The organism is Streptomyces sp. NPDC057743, assembly GCF_042798755.1.
Lineage (GTDB): Bacteria > Actinomycetota > Actinomycetes > Streptomycetales > Streptomycetaceae > Streptomyces.
This window is the reverse complement of record NZ_JBHVJX010000033.1, coordinates 1-21,615: the sequence shown is the minus strand read 5'-3', so window position 1 is coordinate 21,615 and position 21,615 is coordinate 1. Positions and strand designations below refer to the sequence as shown.

18 protein-coding genes and 1 pseudogene are annotated in these 21,615 nt (G+C 73.0%); 13 read left to right on the top strand and 6 right to left on the bottom strand.

Annotated features, from left to right (window positions below; all coding sequences use genetic code 11):
* Positions 1–29 precede the first annotated feature (29 nt).
* The 9 genes from ACFVFQ_RS29915 (at position 30) to ACFVFQ_RS29875 (ending at position 10,860) form a co-directional block, all read left to right on the top strand.
* Complete coding sequence (locus tag ACFVFQ_RS29915) at positions 30–608, top strand: GNAT family N-acetyltransferase (protein ID WP_383421984.1); 579 nt, start codon at positions 30–32, stop codon at positions 606–608.
* 74 nt (positions 609–682) lie between these two features.
* Entirely contained in the window at positions 683–1,690 is a 1,008-nt protein-coding gene (locus tag ACFVFQ_RS29910) for an NAD-dependent epimerase/dehydratase family protein (RefSeq protein ID WP_383421981.1), read from the top strand.
* A 21-nt stretch (positions 1,691–1,711) separates the two neighbouring features.
* On the top strand, positions 1,712–3,001 hold the full coding sequence (locus ACFVFQ_RS29905; protein ID WP_383421979.1) for an activator-dependent family glycosyltransferase: 1,290 nt from the start codon (positions 1,712–1,714) through the stop codon (positions 2,999–3,001).
* 10 nt (positions 3,002–3,011) lie between these two features.
* Entirely contained in the window at positions 3,012–4,289 is a 1,278-nt protein-coding gene (locus tag ACFVFQ_RS29900) for an activator-dependent family glycosyltransferase (protein WP_383421977.1), read from the top strand.
* 50 nt (positions 4,290–4,339) lie between these two features.
* On the top strand, positions 4,340–5,644 hold the full coding sequence (locus ACFVFQ_RS29895; RefSeq protein ID WP_383421975.1) for an activator-dependent family glycosyltransferase: 1,305 nt from the start codon (positions 4,340–4,342) through the stop codon (positions 5,642–5,644).
* A gap of 4 nt (positions 5,645–5,648) precedes the next feature.
* Complete coding sequence (locus tag ACFVFQ_RS29890; protein WP_383421973.1) at positions 5,649–6,944, top strand: activator-dependent family glycosyltransferase; 1,296 nt, start codon at positions 5,649–5,651, stop codon at positions 6,942–6,944.
* 10 nt (positions 6,945–6,954) lie between these two features.
* On the top strand, positions 6,955–8,235 hold the full coding sequence (locus tag ACFVFQ_RS29885) for an activator-dependent family glycosyltransferase (RefSeq protein ID WP_383421971.1): 1,281 nt from the start codon (positions 6,955–6,957) through the stop codon (positions 8,233–8,235).
* Between the two features lie 22 nt (positions 8,236–8,257).
* Positions 8,258–9,547: an activator-dependent family glycosyltransferase gene (locus ACFVFQ_RS29880; RefSeq protein ID WP_383421967.1), complete on the top strand. Its 1,290-nt coding sequence runs from the start codon at positions 8,258–8,260 to the stop codon at positions 9,545–9,547.
* Between the two features lie 41 nt (positions 9,548–9,588).
* Complete coding sequence (locus tag ACFVFQ_RS29875; protein WP_383421964.1) at positions 9,589–10,860, top strand: activator-dependent family glycosyltransferase; 1,272 nt, start codon at positions 9,589–9,591, stop codon at positions 10,858–10,860.
* A 37-nt stretch (positions 10,861–10,897) separates the two neighbouring features.
* Here the strand turns inward: ACFVFQ_RS29875 and ACFVFQ_RS29870 are convergent, their stop codons facing one another.
* Together ACFVFQ_RS29870 and ACFVFQ_RS29865 are read right to left on the bottom strand one after the other, a co-directional pair.
* Complete coding sequence (locus ACFVFQ_RS29870) at positions 10,898–11,602, bottom strand: hypothetical protein (RefSeq protein WP_383421962.1); 705 nt, start codon at positions 11,600–11,602, stop codon at positions 10,898–10,900.
* 144 nt (positions 11,603–11,746) lie between these two features.
* Positions 11,747–12,898: a sensor histidine kinase gene (locus ACFVFQ_RS29865; RefSeq protein ID WP_383421960.1), complete on the bottom strand. Its 1,152-nt coding sequence runs from the start codon at positions 12,896–12,898 to the stop codon at positions 11,747–11,749.
* A 419-nt stretch (positions 12,899–13,317) separates the two neighbouring features.
* Between ACFVFQ_RS29865 and ACFVFQ_RS29860 the strand changes: the two genes are divergently transcribed.
* From ACFVFQ_RS29860 to sbnB, 3 genes are read left to right on the top strand one after another with little or no spacing between them, the layout of a single operon-like run.
* Positions 13,318–14,829, top strand: a complete 1,512-nt coding sequence (locus tag ACFVFQ_RS29860) for a 4-hydroxyphenylacetate 3-hydroxylase N-terminal domain-containing protein (protein ID WP_383421958.1) — start codon at positions 13,318–13,320, stop codon at positions 14,827–14,829.
* Positions 14,830–14,833: 4 nt separating this feature from the next.
* On the top strand, positions 14,834–15,862 hold the full coding sequence (sbnA, locus tag ACFVFQ_RS29855; protein WP_383421956.1) for a 2,3-diaminopropionate biosynthesis protein SbnA: 1,029 nt from the start codon (positions 14,834–14,836) through the stop codon (positions 15,860–15,862).
* A complete protein-coding gene (gene sbnB / locus ACFVFQ_RS29850) occupies positions 15,856–16,845 on the top strand; it encodes a 2,3-diaminopropionate biosynthesis protein SbnB (protein ID WP_383421954.1) in 990 nt (329 codons plus the stop codon). Before sbnA ends, sbnB begins: the two co-directional genes overlap by 7 nt.
* A 104-nt stretch (positions 16,846–16,949) precedes the next feature.
* On the opposite strand, the gene ACFVFQ_RS29845 is transcribed toward sbnB, so the two are convergent.
* From ACFVFQ_RS29845 to ACFVFQ_RS29830, 4 genes are all read right to left on the bottom strand, one after another.
* Positions 16,950–17,942: a Gfo/Idh/MocA family protein gene (locus tag ACFVFQ_RS29845; protein ID WP_383421952.1), complete on the bottom strand. Its 993-nt coding sequence runs from the start codon at positions 17,940–17,942 to the stop codon at positions 16,950–16,952.
* A gap of 57 nt (positions 17,943–17,999) precedes the next feature.
* Positions 18,000–18,587: a dTDP-4-dehydrorhamnose 3,5-epimerase family protein gene (locus ACFVFQ_RS29840; protein ID WP_383421950.1), complete on the bottom strand. Its 588-nt coding sequence runs from the start codon at positions 18,585–18,587 to the stop codon at positions 18,000–18,002.
* Between the two features lie 91 nt (positions 18,588–18,678).
* A complete protein-coding gene (locus tag ACFVFQ_RS29835) occupies positions 18,679–20,052 on the bottom strand; it encodes an NDP-hexose 2,3-dehydratase family protein (RefSeq protein WP_383421948.1) in 1,374 nt (457 codons plus the stop codon).
* 5 nt (positions 20,053–20,057) lie between these two features.
* Positions 20,058–21,167, bottom strand: a complete 1,110-nt coding sequence (locus ACFVFQ_RS29830; RefSeq protein ID WP_383421946.1) for a DegT/DnrJ/EryC1/StrS family aminotransferase — start codon at positions 21,165–21,167, stop codon at positions 20,058–20,060.
* A 182-nt stretch (positions 21,168–21,349) separates the two neighbouring features.
* Here ACFVFQ_RS29830 and ACFVFQ_RS29825 point away from each other — a divergent pair.
* A pseudogene (locus tag ACFVFQ_RS29825) lies at positions 21,350–21,615 on the top strand (RNA-guided endonuclease TnpB family protein); the annotation flags it as partial.

Here is a 21,615-nt window from a genome sequence, read left to right as displayed (position 1 = left end):
CCCCCACCGCAGAAGATTGGACGACCACCGTGCTCTTCCCGCACACCACGTCCCGCCGCCTCGCCTTCCGCCCGGCCTCCGCCGCGGACCACGCGGACCTGATCCGCACCATGCTGCGGACCGGGATCGAGAGCGTCAGCCCCAGCGGGCGCGCGGGCAACCGCGACCTGTCCGCGTGTGACGCGGCCTTCCTCGTCACTCGGCGGGGCAGCGGCGACCTGTTGGGCTTCAGCACGCTGCACGGGCTCGACCAGGCCGGGCACGTCAAGGCCGGGGTCTATCTGGACCCCGAGCGCGCCCGGCTCGGCGTCGGTTCCGAGGCGATCTACCTGACGATCAACTACGCCTTCGCGATGTTCGCCATCGACAAGGTGATCGCCCAGACCACCGCGGCCACGTTCGGCTCGGTCGGCATCGCGCCCGAGGACGACACCGCCACCGCGGTGCTGAGCGACTTCCTCTATTTCCGCGGGCGCCACTGGGACCTGCACACCTTCCAGCTCGAACGGGCCGAGTGGGAGCGGCACGTCGACGGCGACCTCGACGACGTCCTGGGTCCCGGCCGGAGTTGGCGCACCGACCCGAACCGCCCGCCCGCCGCCGCGTGACCCCGACCGCCCCACCGTCCGGTGCCCGCCGCGCGGCGCCGCCACCCACCGCAACAGGACTTCAAGGAGAACCAGTGCCAGGTCACGGAACGGGACCGCTGATCACCGTCCTCGGGGCCTCGGGCCTGCTCGGTACGGCCGTCAGCCGGGAGTTGGCGAGCCGGCCGGTCCGTCTCCGGCTCGTCGGCCGCCGCCCGGTGACCCTGCCGCCGCACCCCGCCGCCCGGATCGAGCAGCGCCGGGTCGACCTCACCGAGCCCGGCGCGGTCGCCGACGCGATCGCCGACGCGGACGTCGTGGTGCACCTCGTCGCGCACATCTCCGGCTCCGGCACCTGGCGGGTGGCCGACGGCGACAAGCTGGCCGAGCGGGTCAACCTCGGCCTGGTACATGACGTGTTGGACGCCGTCCGGGCCCGGCGCCCGGCGCGCCCGCCGGCCCTGCTGTTCTCCGGTTCGCTCTCCCAGTCCGCGCAGGTGCCCGCGGCCCTGGCCGCCGCCGGCGTCCGGCCCGAGGAGCTGCTGACCGCCTACGACCGGCACAAGTTGGCCGCGGAGCGGGCGATCGCCGACGCCACCGCCGAGGGCCTGGTGCGCGGCAGCACCTTGCGGCTGTCCACCCTCTACAGCCTCGGCACCGACCCCGCCGACCTCGACCGCGGGGTGGTCGCCAGCATGACCCGGCGCGCCGTCGAGGGCCGGCCGCTCACCGTCTGGCACGGCGGCACCGCCAAGCGCGACCTGCTCGGCATCGACGACGCGGCCCGGGCGTTCACCGCGGCCCTGGACGCACTGGACGCGGTCGCGGGCCGGGCCTGGGAGATCGGCACCGGTGAACAGACCAGCGTCGCCGAGCTGTTCGCGGCGATCGCGCACGCGGTGTCCCGGCAGACCGGCCGGCCGCCGGTGCCCGTCGTGGAGAGCGCCCCGGCCGCGTACGCCATGCCGACGGACCGGATCGACTTCGTCCTGCGCTCCCCCGCGTTCCGGGACGTCACCGGCTGGGCCCCGCGCGTGCCGCTCCACGAGGGGCTGGACCGGATCGCCGCCGCCGTCGCGCAGCAGCAGCGCACCCCCGCCTGATCGCCACCGACGAGGGACACCATGCGAGTACTGTTCACCACCACCCCGGACAAGAGCCTGTTCCAGCAGATGGTGCCGCTGGCGTGGGCGCTGCGCACCGCGGGCCACGAGGTCCGCGTCGCCGCCCCGCCGAAGTTCGCACCCGTCATCACCCAGGCCGGGCTCACCGCCGTCCCGGTGGGCAGCGACCGCCCGATCTGGCGGCTGCCGCAGCTCAACCCGGAGCGGATGGAGGCCGAGCGCAAGGGCCTGCCCGCCCCCTACAGCGCCGCCGAGACGCCGCTTGAGGCGCTCGACTGGCCGACGCTGAAGGCCGGTTACCAGCAGGTCGTCGGCCACTGGCACAAGACCGACAACTTCCCCATGACCGCCGACCTGGTGGAGTTCGCCCGCCACTGGCAGCCGGACCTGGTCCTGTGGGAGCCGCTGACCTACGCCGGCGCGCTCGCCGCCCAGGCCGTCGGCGCCGCCCACGCCCGGCTGTTGTGGAGCATCGACGTGCTGGGCCTGACCCGCAGCCGCTTCCTGGCCCTCAAGGCGCAGCAGCCGCCGGCCGAGCAGGCCGACCCGCTCGCCGACTGGCTGGGCGGCTACGCCCGCAAGTACGGCGGCGAGTTCACCGAGGAGTTGGCCACCGGCCACTTCTCCCTGGACCAGTTCCCGCCCTCGCTGCGGATGGTCGCGGACGGCGTGCGCTACGTGCCGATGCGGTACGTGCCCTACGGCGGGCCCGCGCAGGTCCCCAAGTGGCTGTGGCGCGAGCCCGAGCGGCCCCGGGTGGCGCTCACCCTGGGCATCGCCGCCACCAGCCGCTTCGCCGGCCACATCGCCGACGTCGGGGACATCCTGGAGGCGCTGGACGGCCTGGACATCGAGGTGGTCGCCACCCTCGCCGAGTCCGAGCAGCGCAAGTTGCGGCGGATCCCGGACAACGCCCGGGTGGTGTCGTACGTGCCGCTGCACGCCCTGCTGCCGACCTGTAGCGCGGTGATCAACCACGCCGGCCCGGGGACCTTCCTGACCACGACCCTCAACCCGATCCCCCAGGTCGCCGTGCCCTGGGACTTCGACGAGCCGGAACTGGCCCGGCGGGCGGCCGCCCAGGGCGCGGTGCTGACCGTCCGCGCCGACCGGGCCACCGGCCAGGCGGTGCGGGACAGCCTGCTGCGGGTGCTGGGCGAGCCGGGCTTCCGCCAGGCGGCCACGGAGCTGCGCGACCAGTTCCGCGCGCTGCCGACGCCGAACGCGCTGGTGCCCGAACTGGAGCGGCTGACCGCCGAGTTCCGCTCCCCCGCCCGACGAACCCAGTGAGGCCCACGCCATGCGCGTCCTGTTCGCCACCAACCCGCACAAGAGCATCTTCCAGTACATGGCACCACTGGCCTGGGCCCTGCGCACCGCAGGACACGAGGTCCGCTTCGCCAGCCAACCCGCCTTCTGCCCCACCATCACCCAGGCCGGCCTGACCGCCGTCCCCGTCGGGCGCGACCACGCCAAGCTGTGGGCGGCCCGCGCGAGTAGGAACGGGTTCGACGCGGGCCGGGCGGGCATCGAGGAGCCCTACGACGCGTTCACCGACCCGGGGAAGGACACCTGGGAGTACCTGGCGCCCGGCATGGCGCGCGCGGTGGCCGATCGGCACCGCCAGACCGCCTTCCCGATGATCGCCGGCCTGGTGGAGTTCGCCCGGCACTGGCGGCCGGACCTGGTGATCTGGGACCCGCTGACCTTCGCCGGCCCGATCGCGGCCACCGCGGTCGGCGCCGCCCACGCCCGGCTGCTCTTCGGCATCGACGTGCACGGCGGCGTCCGCCGGCAGTTCCTGCGGCTGAAGGCGCAGCAGCCGGCGGCCGAGCAGGTCGATCCGCTGGCCGACTGGCTGGGCGGCTACGCCCGCAAGTACGGCGCCGAGTTCACCGAATCCATGGTCACCGGCCACTTCACCCTCGACCAGTTCCCCCGCAGCCTCCAGATCGAGGCGCCCCAACTCGACTACGTCCGCACCCAGTTCATCCCCTACGGCGGCCCCGCGACCGTCCCCCAGTGGCTCTGGAAGCAGCCGGCCAAGCCCCGCGTCGCGCTCACCATGGGCCTGAGCGCCACCGACATCTACGACGGCTACACCGTCAACACCCAAGAGGTGCTGGACTCCCTGGCCGACCTCGACATCGAACTCGTCGCCACCATCGCCGACGAGGAGAAGGCCAAGTTGCGCCGCGTCCCGGACAACGCCCGCCTGGTCCCCTACGTCCCGATCCACCACCTCGCCCCCACCTGCTCCGCCTTCATCCACCACGCCGGAGCCGCCACCCTCGCCACCGTCGCCCGCCACCCCGTCCCCCACCTCTCCCTGCACTACCACTACGACCAGCCGATCCTGGCCCGCAAGCTCACCACCCACGGCGCCGGCCTCGACCTGCACACCAGTCGCGCCACCGGGCAGGCCGTCCGCACCGCCGTCCAACGGCTGCTCACCGAGCCCCGGTTCGCGGGCCGGGCCGCCGCACTGCGCGACGAGACCCTCGCCCTGCCCACCCCCAACCAGCTCGTCCCCCGCCTCGAAGAGCTCACCGCCCGCCACCGCACCACCCCCGCCTGACCACCCGCCCGAACCGCCGCACCCCACCGGAAGACCCTGGAAGGCCACCCATGCGAGTCCTGTTCACCGCCTATCCGGAGCGCACGCACTTCCTGCTCATGGCGCCCCTGGCCTGGGCGCTGCGCACCGCCGGCCACGAGGTCCGCTTCGCCAGCCAGCCGAAGTTCACCGGGGAGATCACCCAGGCCGGACTCACCGCCGTCCCCGTGGGCCGGGACCGGGACCTGTGGCAACTCCTTGCCCGCGACCCGAGTTGGCTGGGCCAGTCCGACCGGGGCGGCATGCCGCTGCCGTACGACGTGGCCGACCGGCCGGCCGAGGAGATCACCTGGGAGTACCTCAGCCAGGGCTACGCCGCGCAGGTCGAGCGCTGGCACAAGACCAGCAACGTGCCGATGATCGCCGACCTGGTGGAGTTCGCCCGGCACTGGCAGCCGGACCTGGTCCTGTGGGAGCCGCTGACCTACGCCGGCGCGCTCGCCGCCCAGGCCGTCGGCGCCGCCCACGCCCGGCTCCTCTTCGGCATCGACATGTACGGCGTGGCCCGCGAGCACTTCCTGCGGCTGCGCGAACAACAGCCGCAGGACCAGCGCACCGACCCGATGGCCGACTGGCTGGGCGGCTACGCCCGCAAGTACGGCGGACAGTTCGGCGAGGAGCTGATCACCGGTCAGGCCACCGTGGACCTGGTCCCGCAGTGCCTCCAGCGCCGCGCCGGCGGCCTGACCTACCTGCCGCTGCGGTACGTGCCCTACGGCGGCCCCGCCACCGTCCCCGCCTGGCTGCAGCGCCCACCCGAGCGGCCGCGGGTGGCGCTCACCCTGGGGCTGAGTACCACCGGTCACGGCGGGGAGTACGCGGTGGGCGTGCAGGACGTCCTGGACGCGCTCGGCGACCTGGACATCGAGCTGGTCGCCACCCTCGCCGAGGCCGAGCAGCGCAAGCTGACCCGCGTCCCGGACAACACCACGGTGGCGTCCTTCCTGCCGCTGGACGCGCTCGCCGCCACCTGCGACGCGGTCATCCACCACGCCGGCTTCGGCACCCTCGCCACCACCGCGCTGCGCGGCCTGCCCCAACTGACCCTGCCCTGGGACAACGACGGCCCGGCGCTCGCCGAGGGCGTCACCCGGGTCGGTGCCGGGCTGCGGCTCAACCCCAAGGAGGCCACCGGCGCGGACGTCCGGGAGGCGGTGCTCGCGCTGCTGTCCGACCCGGGCATCCGGCAGGGCGCGGCCGGGCTGCGGGACGCGATGCTCGCCCAGCCCACCCCCAACGCCATGGTGCCCACGCTGGAGCACTTCGTCGCCGAGCGGCGGGAACCCGCCGCGACCGCCACCGTGAACGGGGGCTGACGCCGTGCGGGTCCTGTTCGTCGCCAACCCCGAGAAGGCGCACGTGCTGCCGCTGCTGCCGCTGGCGTGGGCGCTGCGCACCGCGGGCCACGAGGTGCGGGTCGCCGGCACCCCCTGGTTCACCGACGTGATCACCCAGGCCGGGCTGACCGCCGTGCCGGTCGGCCGGGACTACGACCTGTGGGAGCTGCTGCGCCGCCAGATGCACACGCTCCCCAACTGGTCCTACCGCCCGGAGTTCGGCCTGCCCGCGCCCTACGACGCCGCGCACGACCCCGGGCGGGCCACCTGGTCCCATCTGACCGCCGGCTACGAGGAGATCGTGCGCCTGTGGCACAAGCCGGCCAGCTTCCCGATGATCGCCGACCTGGTCCGCTTCGCCCGCGCCTGGCAGCCCGACCTCGTCCTGTGGGAGCCGCTGGCGATGGCCGCCCCGATCGCCGCGGCGGCGTGCGGGGCCGCGCACGGCCGGCTGTTGTGGAGCGTGGACGCCTTCGGCGTCACCCGCGACCACTTCCTGCGGCTGCGCGCGCAGCAGCCGTCGGCCGAGCGCACCGACCCGCTCGCCGACTGGCTGGGCGGCTACGCCCGGCTGCACGGCGGGGAGTTCACCGAGTCCCTGGTCACCGGCCACTTCACCGTCGACCAGCTCCCGGCGTCGCTGCGGCTGGCGAGCTCGCTGCGCACCCTGCCGATGCGGTTCGTCCCCTACGGCGGGCCGGCGACGCTGCCCCGGTGGCTGTGGGCCCCGCCTAAGCGGCCCCGGGTGGCGCTGACCATGGGCGTGAGCGCCACCGACCACGGCGCCGGCTACGAGTTCAGCGTCCAGGACGTGCTCGCCTCACTGGCCGACCTCGACATCGAGGTGGTCGCCACCGTCCCCGAGGCCGAACAGCGCAAGCTGACGCGCGTCCCGGACAACGCCCGCCTGGTGCCCTACATCCCGCTGCACGCCCTCGCCCCGACGTGCAGCCTGGCCATCCACCACGCCGGCTTCGGCACGCTGCTGACGATGGCCCAACACCCCGTGCCGCAGCTGCTGTTGCCCTGGGACTTCGACGGGCCCACGCTGGCCCGGCAGGCCGCGGCCCAGGGGGGCTCGCTGGTGATCGGGGCCGACCGGGCGACCCCCGCGGCGGTGCGCGAGGCGGTGCTGCGGCTGCTGGGCGAGCCCGGCTTCCGCGAGCGGGCGGCCGCCCTGCGGGACGAGCTGGCCGCGCTGCCGACGCCGAACGCGCTGGTGCCCGAACTGGAGCGGCTGACCGCCGAGTTCCGCTCCCCCGCCCGACGAACCCAGTGAGGCCCACGCCATGCGCGTCCTGTTCGCCACCAACCCGCACAAGAGCATCTTCCAGTACATGGCACCACTGGCCTGGGCCCTGCGCACCGCAGGACACGAGGTCCGCTTCGCCAGCCAACCCGCCTTCTGCCCCACCATCACCCAGGCCGGGCTCACCGCCGTCCCCGTCGGACGGCCGCGCCGGAACCCGTTCCGGATGCTGGACTTCGTCGACCCCGAGCTGATCGCCGCGGCCCGGGTCGGGCTGCCGGCCCCCTGGGACGTCGCGGCGGATCCGGCGCGGGCGACCTGGGACCACCTGCGGGAGGGCTACGAGCTGGCCGTGAGCTCGCTGCGGGAGGACAACTTCCCGATGATCGCGGACCTGGTGGAGTTCGCCCGGCACTGGCGGCCGGACCTGGTGATCTGGGAACCGTTCGCCTACGCGGGCGCGATCGCGGCCACCGCGGTCGGCGCCGCGCACGCCCGACTCCTCTTCGGCATCGACGTGTTCGGCGTGGCCCGGGAGCACTTCCTGCGCCGCCAGGCGGAGCGGCCGGCCGGCGAGCGCACCGATCCGCTGGCCGACTGGCTGGGCGGCTACGCCCGCAAGTACGGCGGACAGTTCACCGAATCCATGGTCACCGGCCACTTCACCCTCGACCAGTTCCCCCGCAGCCTCCAGATCGAGGCGCCCCAACTCGACTACGTCCGCACCCAGTTCATCCCCTACGGCGGCCCCGCGACCGTCCCCCAGTGGCTCTGGAAGCAGCCGGAGCGCCCCCGGGTGGCCCTCACCATGGGGCTGACCGCCACCGACGTCTACGACAGCTACACCGTCCACACCCAGGAGGTGCTGGACGCGCTGGCCGACCTGGACATCGAGCTGGTCGCCACCGTCGCCGACGCCGAGCAGGCCAAGCTGCGCCGCGTCCCGGACAACGCCCGCCTGGTCCCCTACGTCCCGATCCACCACCTCGCCCCCACCTGCGCGGCGTTCATCCACCACGCCGGAGCCGCCACCCTCGCCACCGTCGCCCGCCACCCCGTCCCCCACCTGTCCCTGCACTACCACTGGGACCAGCCGATCCTGGCCGACAAGCTCACCGCCCACGGCGCCGGCCTCGACCTCCACACCAGCCAGGCGAGCGGCCGGGCGGTCCGCGAGGCCGTCCAACGCCTGCTGACCGAACCGCAATTCACCGCCCGCGCCGCCGCGCTCCGGGACGAGACGCTCGCCCTGCCCACCCCCAACCAGCTCGTCCCCCGCCTCGAAGAGCTCACCGCCCGCCACCGCACCACCCCCGCCTGAAGACCCCTGGAGGGCACCCACGATGCGCGTCCTGTTCACCGTCATCCCGGAAAAGACGATCTTTTTGAGCATGGTGCCGCTGGCCTGGGCGCTGCGCACCGCGGGCCACGAGGTCCGCTTCGCCTGCCAGCCCTCGTTCGCACCGGTCGTCACCCAGGCCGGGCTCACCGCCGTGCCGGTAGGCCGGGACAGCGACGTGTTCCGGATGGCGCGGCGGGACCCCGAGGAGCTCGAAGCGGCCCGGGTCGGGCTGCACGCCCCCTGGGACGCGGCCGAGGACCCGTTGAAGGCGCGCTGGGAGCCGATGCGCGACGGCTACTACGACGCGGTCGAGAAGGGCCACAAGCCGGAGAACTTCCCGATGATCGCCGGACTGGTGGAGTTCGCCCGGCACTGGCGGCCGGACCTGGTCCTGTGGGACCCGCTCACCTACGCCGGCCCGATCGCGGCCACCGCCACCGGCGCCGCACACGCCCGACTCCTCTTCGGCGCCGATGTGTTCGGCGTCGCCCGCGCGCACTTCCTGCGGCTGAAGGCCGAGCGGCCGGCCGACGAACGGGCCGACCACCTCGCGAACTGGCTGGGCGGCTACGCCCGCAAGTACGGCGGACAGTTCACCGAGGCCATGGTCACCGGCCACTTCACCGTCGACCAGTTCCCCCGCAGCCTCCAGATCGAGGCGCCCGAACTCGACTACCTGCGGATGCAGTTCGTCCCGTACAACGGTCCGGCGACGGTCCCGGGGTGGCTGTGGTCCCGGCCCGCCCGGCCGCGGGTGGCGCTGACCATGGGGCTCACCGCCACCGACCTCTTCGACGGCTACACCATCGGCGCCCAGGAGGTGCTCGACGCCCTGGGCGAGCTGGACGTCGAGGTCGTCGCCACCCTCGCCGACACCGTGCGGGCCACGCTGCGCCGCGTCCCGGACAACGCCCGGCTGCTCCCGTTCGTGCCGCTGCACGCGCTGGCGCCGACCTGCGCGGCCGTCATCCACCACGCCGGTCCCGGCACGCTGGGCACCGTCGCCCGCTACGGCGTCCCGCACCTGTCGATCCCGTACAGCTTCGACGAGCCGCTGCTGGCCCGGAAGGTGGCCGAGCACGGCGCCGGCCTGGAGCTCCCGCACACCGGGGCGACCGGGGTGGCGATCCGCGACGCGGTCCAACGCCTGCTGGCCGAACCGCGGTTCACCGCCCGCGCCGCCGCGCTCCGGGACGAGACGCTCGCCCTGCCCACCCCCAACCAGCTCGTCCCCCGCCTGGAAGAGCTCACCGCCCGGCACCGCACCGGCGCCCCGCACGACCACCGCTGACGGCGCCCGCGGCGCCGACGAGGAGACGGATCCGACCCACCATGCGCATTCTGTTCACCTGCTATCCCGAGCGCACCCACTTCCTGCTGATGGCACCGCTCGCCTGGGCGCTGCGCACCGCGGGCCACGACGTGCGGGTGGCCTGCCAACCGAAGCTGGCCCCGGCCGTCACCCAGGCCGGGCTCACCGCGGTGCCGGTCGGCAGCGACCGCGACCTGTGGCAGGTCGCCGGCCGGCTCAACGGCGCCGGTGCGCGGCTCGCCCCGGGCCTGGCCGAGCCGTACGACGCCGCGGAGCGCGCGCCCGAGGACATCACCCTGGACTGGCTGCGGGACGCCTACCGCGTCCGGGTCACCGCCGCGCACAAGATGACCAATGCGCCGCTGGCCGGCGCGCTCACCGAGTACGCCCGGCACTTCAAGCCCGACCTGGTGATCTGGGAGCCGCTGACCTTCGCGGGCGCCATCGCGGCCGAGGCGACCGGCGCCGCGCACGCCCGGATGCTGATCGGCGCGGACGTGTACGGGATCGCCCGGCAGCACTTCCTGCGGCTGTCCGGGCAGGGTGTGGGCGGGGGCGCCGACGACCCGCTGGGGTCCTGGCTGGCCGGCTACGCCCGTCGATACGGCGGGGAGTTCAGCGAGTCGCTGGTCACCGGCCAGTTCAGCATCGACCTGCTGCCGCCGTCGCTCCAGGTCCACGCGCCCGGGCTCGACTACCGCTCGCTGCGGTTCGCCCCCTACGGCGGGCCCGCGGTCGTCCCCCGCTGGCTGTGGGAGCCGCCGCAACGCCCGCGGGTGGCCCTGACGTTGGGGCTCACGGTCAGCGACCACGGCCTGCCCTACCCGGTCGACATCCAGGACGTCCTGGACTCCGTCGCCGACCTGGACATCGAGCTGGTGGCCACGGTCAGCGACGCGGCCCGGCAGCGCCTGGCCCGGGTCCCGGACAACGCCCGCCTGGTGCCGTACGTGCCGATGCAGGCGCTGCTGCCGACCTGCTCGGCGGTCATCCACCACGCCGGGGTCGGCACCCTCACCACGGCGGCGTTCTACGGCGTACCGCAGTTGGCGCTGCCCTGGGACGTGGACCAGCCGCTGCTGTCGGCGCGGCTGGCCGCGCACGGCGCCGGCCTCACCACGCACGCCACCCGGGCCACCGGGGCGGGCGTCCGGGCCGCCGTGCTCCGGCTGTTGGCGGACCCCGCCTTCCCGCAGCGGGCCCGGGAGCTGCGGGCCGAGCTGCTGGATGTGCCGCACGCCAACGCGGTGGCCGGGGAGTTGGCCGAGCGGGTGGCCGCGGCGCGCGGCTGAGGGGGCGCGGGGCGGCTTCGGTGCCGCCCCGCCGGCCTCAGCGCTGCGTCGCGCGCCAGTACTGCCGCTTGTCCTTGTCCCGCACGACCACGCCGGCCTGGGCGAGTTCCCCGCGCAGCTCCCGGAGTTGGTCGCCGGACCCGGGCTTCTTCAGCAGCTCCTCGCGGGCCCGGAACAGCGCGTGCGCCTGTGCGGGCAGCTTCCCGCTCTCCGGCACCCAGAGCTGGAACTCCTTCTTGTACGGGTCCTCCTCGGCCCACTTGTAGCCGTGCGCGGCGAACGCCACGGCCAGCCGGCGGCGGTCCTGGTCGCAGTCCTCCCGGGCCAGCTCCTCGGTGCGGTGACCGAGCAGCACCAGCTGCTTGCCGTCGAGGAAGGCCATCGCGACGTCGGCGCCGGCGTACTCCCGGGGCTCGCCCTTGCGCGTGAGGATGACGCGGTCGTCGTCGACGCTGACCGACAGCTCGCTGAACTTGATGATCGCCCCGCCGATCAGCCCGATGAGGCCGCCTGCGGCCACCACCCCGATGGTGAGCCCGGGTTCGGGGATCGAGGACAGCAGCTTCGCCGGTCCCTGCATGGGCGCCCAGGGCAGCGTCACCAGCCACTTCGCGACGACCTTGAGCAGCCAGCCGAGCCCGGCCCCGATCAGCCCGAACACCACGCAGACGAGCACCTGGCCCAGGATCGGTTCGGCGACCACCGTCGGCTGGTCGGTCTTCGGGTTCAGCTCTTTCGGCACAGCTAGATCACTCCCACTCGTTGCTCGGATTCCCCGCGCGGGGGCGCCCCTTGACAAAAGAAAAGTCCGTGCGCGTGCGGCGCGCGGCCCGTCCGTCCGCACGGCCCGGCCGGCTCCGGCCCGGCGGCGGCCGCCGGCCGCGCCCTACGCCTCCCGCGGCCACGGCAGCGCCGCCGTGACCTCCCAACCGCCGTCCGCGGCCGGGCCGTACTCCAGTCGTCCGCCGGCCAGCGCCACCCGCTCGGCCAGCCCCGCCAGCCCCTGCCCGGCGGCATCGCCCGCCGCCTGGCCGGTGGGCCGGCCGCCGTCCGCGGCGTTGGCCACCTCGACCCTGAGCCCCTCCCCCGCCTTGCCGGTCACCTCGACCCGCGCGCTCGCCCCGGGGGCGTGCTTGCGGACGTTGGTGAGCGCTTCCTGCACGACCCGGTAGGCCGTGCGGCCGACCAGGTCGGGGGCGGCCTCCGGGACCTCCTTGAGCAGCCGCACCCGCATTCCCGCCGCACACGACTCTGCGACAAGCCGGTGCACGTCGGCCAGGGTCGGCTGGGGCAGTTCACCGGCCGGGGCCCGCAGCACGCCCAGCACCTGGCGCAGGTCCTGGAGCGCCTGGTGCGCGCTCTCCCGGATCACCCCGGCGGCCCGGGCGACGTCCGCACTGGGGGCGTCGGGGCGGTATTCCAGGGCGCCGGCGTGCAGCGCCAGCAGCGACAGCCGGTGGCCCAGCACGTCGTGCATCTCCCGGGCCACCTCCTCCCGGGCCCGCAACTGGACCTGTTCGGCGCGCAGCGCGGCCTCCGCCGCGACCTGCACCAGCAGCTTCCGCCGGTGGTGGATGAAGAGCCCCCAACCGACCGCGCCGGCCTGCACGATGGTGCCGAAGAGGAAGAAGTGGAGGGCCGGCAGGGCCGCGTCGGGACGGATGAAGACATCGGAGACGACCGGCAGCAGGCTGGCCGTGTAGACCACCGCGGTGGTCCGCGGGGAGCGGTGCACGGCGACCGAGAACAGCGCGACCAGCATCGCGCCGGCGACCATCTCGAACAGCACCGAGAGGCCGATCAGCACGAAGGCGACCTCGACCGGCTTGCGCCGGCGCAGCCACAGCAGGACGCAGCCGAACACCCCGGCCAGCTGCTCGACGTACCACCAGTTGACGCCGAGCCCGAGGTCGGCCTGCCCCCGGCCCTTGGCGGTCAGGACGCCGTAGGCCACCGCAAGCAGGAAGAACGCGGTGTCCACGGTCCAGTCCCGTGGACTCCGCCGGACGGGCACGGAAGCGGTCACGGAGTCGGGCACGCTTCGGACTTTACCGGCGTGATCCCTTCCGAAGGACGGGTCGGGCGGTGGACGATACCTTGGTCGGACCGTCGGAGACTTTAGTCTCGGGCAGCTCCCCGGGGCGGCCTCGCGGGCGCCCGTCCCCGTCTCGCCGGCGGGACGGGCCGGCCTCGTGCCCAAGCGGCCCGGCGGGGGTTTCCGCTCTCGTTCCGCTCCCGGTTCCCGACCCGTGGCGCGCCCCACCAGGACCCCAAGTCCGGTGTGGCGGCCGGCCGTTGTGCGCCGACCGCCCGCCGCGGGTGCCGGCCGTCCGGATGCTCCCCCATGCCCCGCCGCCGAGGCAGCCGCCGCAGGCCGGCTGCCCTTTTCCGCGAGAGAAGGCCGAGTTGACCACAGCGCCAGGTCCTAATAAAGACGCACATAACGGTTCCCGTCCGATGACCGGTGCCAGCTACCTGGAGTCCCTGCGGGACGGGCGCGAGGTCTACCTCCACGGCGAACGGGTCGCGGACGTCACCACGCACCCCGCGTTCCGCAACAGCGCCCGCTCGCTCGCGCAGCTCTACGACGTGCTGCACGAGCCGGAGTCCCGCGGCGTGCTGAGCGTGCCCACCGACACCGGCAACGGCGGCTTCACCCACCCGTTCTTCAAGACCGCCAGGAGCGCCGAGGACCTGCTCGCCGCCCGCGACGCGATCGTCGCCTGGCAGCGCCTGGTGTACGGCTGGATGGGCCGCACCCCCGACTACAAGGCCGCGTTCTTCGGCACGTTGCAGGCCAACGCGGACTTCTACGGACCGTTCAAGGACAACGCCCTGGACTGGTACCGCCGGGCCCAGGAGCAGGTGCTCTTCTTCAACCACGCGATCGTCCACCCGCCGGTGGACCGCGACCGGCCCGCCGACCGGACCGCCGACGTCTGCGTGCACGTGGAGGAGGAGACCGACGCCGGGCTGGTGGTGTCCGGCGCCAAGGTCGTGGCGACGTCCTCGGCGCTGACCAACGCCAACCTCATCGCGCACATGGGCCTGCCGCTGCGGGACAAGCGGTTCGGCGCGATGTTCACCGTCCCGATGAACGCCCCCGGCCTGAAGCTGTTCTGCCGCACCTCCTACGAGATGCACGCCGCCCTGCTGGGCAGCCCCTTCGACTACCCGCTCTCCAGCCGGCTGGACGAGAACGACTCGATCATGGTCCTGGACCGGGTGCTGGTCCCCTGGGAGAACGTCTTCGCCTACGACGCGGTGTCGGCCAACGCCTTCGCCACCCGCTCCGGCTTCCTGGAGCGCTTCACCTTCCACGGCTGCACCCGGCTCGCGGTGAAGCTGGACTTCATCGCCGGGTGCCTGCTGAAGGCCGTCGAGGTCACCGGCACCTCCGGCTTCCGCGGCGTCCAGGCGCAGATCGGCGAGGTGCTCAACTGGCGCGACATGTTCTGGGGCATGTCGGACGCGATGGCGAAGTCGCCCACCCCGTGGCTGGGCGGCGCCGTCCAGCCCAACCTCAACTACGGCCTGGCGTACCGGACGTTCATGGGCATCGGCTACCCGCGGATCAAGGAGATCATCCAGCAGACCGTCGGCAGCGGCCTGATCTACCTCAACTCGCACTCCAGCGACTGGAAGAACCCGCAGATCCGCCCGTACCTGGACCGCTATCTGCGCGGCTCGCGCGGCGTCGAGGCGGTGGACCGGGTCAAGCTGCTGAAGCTGCTGTGGGACGCGGTCGGCACCGAGTTCGCCGGCCGGCACGAGCTGTACGAGCGGAACTACGGCGGCGACCACGAGGGCATCCGCGTGCAGACCCTGCTGAGCTACCAGGCGCGCGGCCAGGCCGACACCCTCAAGGGGTTCGCCGACCAGTGCCTGTCCGAGTACGACCTCGACGGCTGGACCCGGCCGGACCTGTTCGGCCCGGAGGAGCTGCCGCGCCTGGCCACCGGGGGCTGACGCGGTGACCGCGCAACCGCTCCAGGGCATCCTCGCCACGGTGGGCAGCACCCCGCTGGTGGAGCTCACCCAGTTCACCGCGGCGCACGACTTCCCGTTCCGGCTGTTCGCCAAGGTCGAGCGCTTCAACCCCGGCGGCAGCATCAAGGACCGCTCCGCGCTCAGCATGCTGCGCGAGGCCCTGCGCACCGGCGAGGTGGTGCCCGGCCGGACCACGGTGATCGAGTCCAGCTCCGGCAACCTCGCCATCGGCATCGCCCAGATCTGCTGCTACTACGGACTGCGGTTCATCTGCGTCGTGGACGCCCGCACCACCGAGCAGAACCTGGCGATCCTGCGCGCCTACCGCGCCGAGGTCGAGGTGGTGACCGAGCCCGACCCGGCGTCCGGCGAGTACCTGCCGCAACGGCTGCGCCGAGTGGCGCAGTTGGCCGCAGCGCTCCCCGACTCCTATGTGCCGGGCCAGTACGGCAACCCGTTCAACCCCCGGGCACACCTGGAGACCATGGGCGAGATCGACCGGGCCCTGGACGGCGCGGTGGACTACCTGTTCTGCGCGGCCGGCACCACCGGCACGCTGAAGGGCTGCGCCGCCTACGTGCGGCAGCACGCCCTGCCGACGACGGTGGTCGCGGTGGACGCGGTGGGCAGCCGGATCTTCGGCTCGCCGGTGGCCTGCCCACGACTCATCCCCGGGCACGGCGCCGCCGTGGTGCCGGCGCTCTTCGACCCCACGGCCGCCGACCGCGTGGTGCACGTCGGCGACCTGGACGCGGTGGTCGGCTGCCGCCAACTGGTGCGCCACGAGGCGCTGCTCGCCGGCGGCTCCTCCGGCGCCCTGGTCGCCGCGCTGACCAAGACCGCGCCGGACATCCCGCCCGGGGCCACCTGCGTGCTGGTGCTGCCGGACGGCGGCGACCGCTATCTCGACACCATCTACTCCGACGCCTGGGTGCGTCACCACTTCGGCGAGGTCTCGCACCTGTGGGCACAACCGGCCTCGCCCGACGCGAAGGAGACCGTCCCTTGCTGATCATCCGCCATGGCGAGGTCGCCGACCTGCTGCGGGGCCAGGAGCGGCAGGTGCTGTCCCTGGTGAACGAGACCTACCGGCTGCACGACGAGGGCCAAACCGCCCTGCCGCACTCGGTGTTCCTGCGCTTCCCGGACCGCCCCCGGGACCGGATCATCGGCCTGCCCGCCTACGTGGGCGGCGCCGACGCCGTCGCCGGGATGAAGTGGATCGCCAGCTTCCCCGGCAACGTTGCCGACGGTCGGGCCCGCGCCAGCGCCGCCATGCTGCTCAACTCGATGGCCGACGGCACCCCCGAGGCGCTGATCGAGGCGTCGCTGATCTCGGCCCAACGCACCGCGGCCTCCGCCGCGTTGGCCGCCTCCCACCTCGTCACCGACCCGGCGCCGCGCGGGATGGCCCTGATCGGCACCGGCCCGATCAACCACGAGGTGCTGCGCTTCACCAAGGCCCAACTCCCCTCCCTGCGCGAGGCGGTGGTCTTCGACCTGGACCCGAAGCGGGCCGCGGCCTTCGCAGACCGGGCCGGCCAGCTGGCGCCCGACCTCACCGTCACCGTCGCCGACCGGGCGGAACAGGCCCTCGCCAGCCACCCGTTGATCTCCCTCGCGACCTCCGCGGGCGAGCCCCACCTGGAGCTGGCCGCCTGCCAGCCGGGCGCCACCGTGCTGCACGTCTCGCTCCGCGACCTGACCGTGCAGGCGGTCCTCGACGCCCAGAACGTGGTCGACGACGCCGACCACGTGTGCCGCGAGCGCACCAGCCTCCACCTGGCCGAACTGGCCACCGGCAACCGGGACTTCATCGACGCCCCGCTGGGCGCCCTGCTGCGCGGCACCGTCCCGTTCCGCCGGGACCCGCAGCGGACCGCGGTCTTCTCCCCCTTCGGCCTGGGCATCCTCGACCTCGCCCTGGCCCGCTGGATCCGCGACCGGGCCCGGGCGGACGGCCTGGGCACCTCCATCGAGGGCTTCCTGCCGTAGGGTCGGTCCGCACCGCCCGCCGCAACGCCGACTGCCGTGCCCCCGTCCACGTCATGGGGGGCACGGCAGTCGGCGTTCGGGCCGGTGCGTCCCGGCCGCGGCGGTCAGATCTCCACCAGCAGCGCGTGGTGGCGGATCTCCTCGATCAGCGCGGCCTGCCGCAGCGAGCCCTCCTGCTGCTCGGTGATGTCCCGCTCGCCGAGGACCGCGCCGACGAAGGTGTCGATGACGTTGGCGAACTGGTGGTCGGCGGGCAGCACGAACTGCTCGGAGTGGTCCTGCCGTTCGATCCGCATCAGCGGCTGGTAGGTCTCCGGCGGCGTGAACGCCCGGTCCAGGGTGAGGCGGCCGGTGCTGCCAGAGAGGCTGTAGGTGTTGCGGTAGGAGTGCTCCATGCCGAACGTCAGGTGGGCCGGGACGCCCTCGGGCGTGTAGAGCAGCACGCTGCCGGACATCACCACGCCGCGCTCCCGGTCGTGCCGGAACACCGCGCCGGCCACCTTCAGTTCGCTGCCGAGGAAGAACTGCGCCGCCCGCACCGGGTAACCCCCGAAGTCCAGGAAGGCGCCGCCGCCGACATCGCGCTGGTAGCGGATGTCGCCCACCGGCTTCGGCGGGATGGTGAACGCGGAGGAGAAGCCGCGCAGTTCGCCGATGGCGTCCTCGGCCAGCGCCTTGTGCACGGCGGTGTGCTGGGAGTGGTAGAGGAACATGTAGTTCTCCAGCAGCACCAGGCCCCGCTCGCGGGCCCGGGCCAGCAGCCGACGGGTGTCCTCGTGGCCGGCCGTCAGCGGCTTCTCGACCAGGACGTGCTTGCCGGCGCCCAGGGCCCGTTCGACCCAGGCGGCGTGCAGCAGGCCGGGCAGCGGGATGTAGACGGCGTCGACGTCGTCCCGCTCCAGCAGGGCGTCGTAGCCTTCCAGCGGCGCGCCGCCGAACCGGTCGGTGAAGCGCGCCGCGGACCGCCGCTCCCGGCTGGCGACCGCCGTGATCCGCACCGCGCGGTTGCCCTCCATGGCCGGGAGGGTCCGCCGCCAGGCGATGTCCGCACACCCCATGACCCCGATGCGCAGTCGATCGCTCGTGCTCTTAAACATGTGGGAGAACTCCGCTCAGCGTGGGAAGCGTGGGATGGGAAGAAGGGGGGCGGCGCCCTAGCGCTTTCCCAGCGCCGCGTAGTGGGCCAGGCACTCCTCATAGGTGGGCAGCAGCCCCTGCGCGACCGCCTCGGCCAGGGTGGGCGCCGTGGCGTCCTTCTCCGACATGACCGGCGGTTCGGAAAGGCCCCAGGGGATGCCGATGTCCGGGTCCAGGGGGTTGACCTCGATCATCGTGCCGGGGACGTACGCCGTGGAACACAGGTAGTTCATGCAGGCGTTGTCGGTGAGGGTCAAGAAGGCGTGACCGATGCCGTCCGCCAGGTACACCGCGGTGCCCGACTCCTCGTCCTGCGGCGTCACGTCGTAGGCGCCGAAGGTGGGCGAGCCCACCCGCAGGTCCACCGCGACGTCCAGCACCGCACCGCGCACGCAGGTGACCAACTTGGCCTGGCCGGGCGGCAGGAAGGTGCTGTGGATGCCGCGCATGGTGTTGCGGCGGCTGACGGAGTAGTTCGCCTGCCCGACGGTGAACGGATAGCCGATGATCTCCGTGAGCGTCTCGGCGCGGAACGCCTCGAAGAACGAACCGCGCAGATCCGGGATCTTGTTGGGGACGATGCGGTACGCCCCCTTGATTGACATTTCGGTAACTCGTGCCGCATCAAACATGGCCCACCGCTCTCAAGGGGTCGCTAGGAGTCGAATCGCTACGCATCGCTCGGCCGCCGCCCGCTCACGCGAGGCTCAGCAGGCAGGTGAGCAGCGAGCGGGCCTCGATGTTGAGGTAGTGGCCGTGGCGCAGGAGGTCGGTCAGCTGCCGCGCCGTCATCCAGCACAGATGCGGCGGAGCGTCGAGCGGGAAGTCCTCGTCCACCTCGACGATCTGATAGCGGGTCAGCGCGTGGTGGAACCGCCCGCCCTCCTCGGAGAGGACCTGGTCGTAGCGGACGGTGCCGCCACCGGGCCGCAGGGCGTCCCGCAGGACGTCCTCCTGGACGGCGTCCAGGCCCTGACCGGGGTGCAGATGCACGGTCGGCGCCATCTCCACCTGGTCCATCAGCCCGTACTCGGGCCGGGCCCGCACCAGCAGATGGAGCACCCCGTCGATGGCGCGGGCCAGGAACACCGCCCGGCCCTCGCCCCGCGGGTACAGCAGCGGCTGCGTCCAGCGGGTGACCTCCCGGGTGCCGGCCGCGACCCGCACCGCGATGATGCGGAAGTTCTCCGCGCCCTCGTCGGTGATCTCCCAGTCGTCCCGCTTCCACCCGGCGACGTCCGCCAGCGGCACCAGCCGGGCGCTCCAGTCGCAGCGGGTCTTCGCCTCGGTGAACCAGCTCAGGATGGAGCCCGCGCTGTCCGGCACGAAGGGGCTCCGCGCCGCGCCCCGGTACTGGTACTGGTACTGGTACGAGCGCACCAGGGCGTCGTGGAACGCCTCGCCGCTTCGCCCCTCGGTCTCGTCCGGGAGCATGAACGGCAGGCAGGACAGCACCGTGCGGGCGTCCATGTTGACGAGGTTGTCCACCGCCATCAGCCCGCGGAGCTGGTCCATGGTGAGCCAGCAGAAGTCCTCGTGCAGCGGCACGTCCCCGGTCGCCAGCACCACCATGTTCCGGTTGCGCTTGCGCCAGAACCAGGCACCCTGCTCGGACTGGAGCACGTCCACCAGCACCTGGCCGCGCTGCGGCCCGGTGAAGTGCTCCAAGTACCGGGTGCCGGCGCCCTGGTGGACCTTCATGTAGTTGCTGCGGGTCGCCTGCACGGTCGGCGAGAGCTGGATCGTGTTGGCGTTCCCCGGCTCCATCTTGGCCTGCATCAGGCAGTGCAGGACGCCGTCGAACTCCTTGACCAGGATGCCGAGGATGCCGATCTCCGGCTGGTTGATGACCGGTTGGGACCACAGCTCCGGGCCGGCGTTGCCGCCGGCGCGGACCCGGAGCCCCTCGACGGTGAAGAACCGCCCGCTGGCATGGCCGAGATTGCCGGTCCCCGGGTCGAACTCCCAGGCGTCCAGCTCGTGGAAGGGGATGCGCTCCACCGAGAACCCGCCCGCCCGGCGGCGCTCGGCCCACCAGGCGTGGAACTCGGCGGTGGACAGAAGGCTCACCTCGGTCAGAGCCTTCCCATGACGTCGAACACCGCGTCGATGACCCGCTCCTGCTCCGCGTCGGTCAGCGACGGGTACATCGGCAGCGAGAAGATCTCCTCGGCGACCCGGCTGGTGACCGGCAGCGCGTCCTTGGCATACCCGAGGTGGGCGAAGCCTGACTGGGTGTGCACCGGCCACGGGTAGCTGATGTTCAGCGCGATGTCGTGGGCCTTGAGGCCCTCCAGGAGCTGGTCCCGGCGCGGGTGGCGGCAGACGTACACGTAGTAGACGTGGTCGTTGCCGGGCGCGGTCACCGGGGTGACCAGGTCGGTGCCGGCGAACGCCGCCGCGTACCGGTCGGCGATGGACCGGCGGCGGGCGACGTAGTCGTCGAGTCGGGTGAGCTTGCGGCGCAGGATCTCCGCCTGCACCTCGTCGAGGCGGGCGTTGTGGCCGGGCGTCTCGACGACGTAGTAGCGGTCCTCCATGCCGTAGAAGCGCAGCCGCCGCAGCCGGGCGTCGACCGCCGCGTCGTCGGTCACCGTGGCACCGGCGTCGCCGTACGCGCCGAGCACCTTGGTCGGGTAGAAGGAGAACGCCGCGGCGTCGCCCATCGTGCCGGCGAGCCGGCCGTGGTGGCGGGCGCCGTGCGCCTGCGCGCAGTCCTCCAGGACGACCAGCCCGTGCTTGGCCGCCAACTCCTTGAGCGGCGCCATGTCGACGCACTGGCCGTACAGGTGCACCGGGAGCAGGCAGCGGGTACGCGGGGTGAGGGCCGCGGCGACCTGGTCGACCTCCATCAGATAGGTGTCCGGGTCCACGTCGACGAAGACCGGGGTGGCGCCGACGGCGTCGATCGCGATGACGGTGGGCGCCGCGGTGTTGGAGACCGTGATCACCTCGTCCCCGGGGCCGACGCCCAGGGCGCGCAGGCCCAGGACGATGGCGTTGGTGCCGTTGTCGACACCGACGCAGTGGCCGAGGCCGTGGTAGTCGGCGAACTCCCGCTCGAAGCCCTTGACGCTCTTCCCCAGCACCAACTGCCCGGAGCCGAACACCGTGTCCACCGCGTCGAGAATGTCCGCGCGTTCCTTGTCGTACTCCGGCAGGTAACCCCACACATGCTGGGTCATCGGGTCCCCTTCGTGGATACCCCCACCTTGAGGTGGGGGAGGAATTGAAGCTCTCGCGTGAGCGGGGCAGGGATATTCGATTCGGCGTCAGGGCGGATCGGTGTCCACCCCATGAGGGCGTGAGGGCGTCTACAGGAGTCAGGTGCTCTCAACTGACAGTCCTCCCGGGTAGGTTCGGATGCATGACGACAGGAGCGATCAGCGGGGAAGCCGGGTATGCCCGGTACACCTTCCGTGTGCGCCTGTCGACGTCGGCCCGGCGCGCACTCGAAGCCGAGTGGGACCGGTGCCGCTGGGTCTGGAATGAGTGCGTCGCCAAGTCCAAGGCCGTCCATCAGCACAACAGGGCTACCGGCGAGAAGCGGACGTGCGGGCCGGTGCAGCTTGCGGCGATGCTGACCGAGGCACGGGCCCGTACGCCGTGGTTGCGTGCGGGTGCGTGTGTGCC

What these genes read in the sequence shown, in the direction of transcription:
- ACFVFQ_RS29905 (WP_383421979.1), top strand. Translation starts at nt 1,712, where the DNA reads ATGCGAGTACTGTTCACCACCACCCCGGACAAGAGCCTGTTCCAGCAG.
- ACFVFQ_RS29900 (WP_383421977.1), top strand. Translation starts at nt 3,012, where the DNA reads ATGCGCGTCCTGTTCGCCACCAACCCGCACAAGAGCATCTTCCAGTAC.
- ACFVFQ_RS29895 (WP_383421975.1), top strand. Translation starts at nt 4,340, where the DNA reads ATGCGAGTCCTGTTCACCGCCTATCCGGAGCGCACGCACTTCCTGCTC.
- ACFVFQ_RS29885 (WP_383421971.1), top strand. Translation starts at nt 6,955, where the DNA reads ATGCGCGTCCTGTTCGCCACCAACCCGCACAAGAGCATCTTCCAGTAC.
- ACFVFQ_RS29880 (WP_383421967.1), top strand. Translation starts at nt 8,258, where the DNA reads ATGCGCGTCCTGTTCACCGTCATCCCGGAAAAGACGATCTTTTTGAGC.
- ACFVFQ_RS29875 (WP_383421964.1), top strand. Translation starts at nt 9,589, where the DNA reads ATGCGCATTCTGTTCACCTGCTATCCCGAGCGCACCCACTTCCTGCTG.
- ACFVFQ_RS29860 (WP_383421958.1), top strand. Translation starts at nt 13,318, where the DNA reads ATGACCGGTGCCAGCTACCTGGAGTCCCTGCGGGACGGGCGCGAGGTC.
- ACFVFQ_RS29845 (WP_383421952.1), bottom strand. Translation starts at nt 17,942, where the DNA reads ATGTTTAAGAGCACGAGCGATCGACTGCGCATCGGGGTCATGGGGTGT.
- ACFVFQ_RS29840 (WP_383421950.1), bottom strand. Translation starts at nt 18,587, where the DNA reads ATGTCAATCAAGGGGGCGTACCGCATCGTCCCCAACAAGATCCCGGAT.
- ACFVFQ_RS29830 (WP_383421946.1), bottom strand. Translation starts at nt 21,167, where the DNA reads ATGACCCAGCATGTGTGGGGTTACCTGCCGGAGTACGACAAGGAACGC.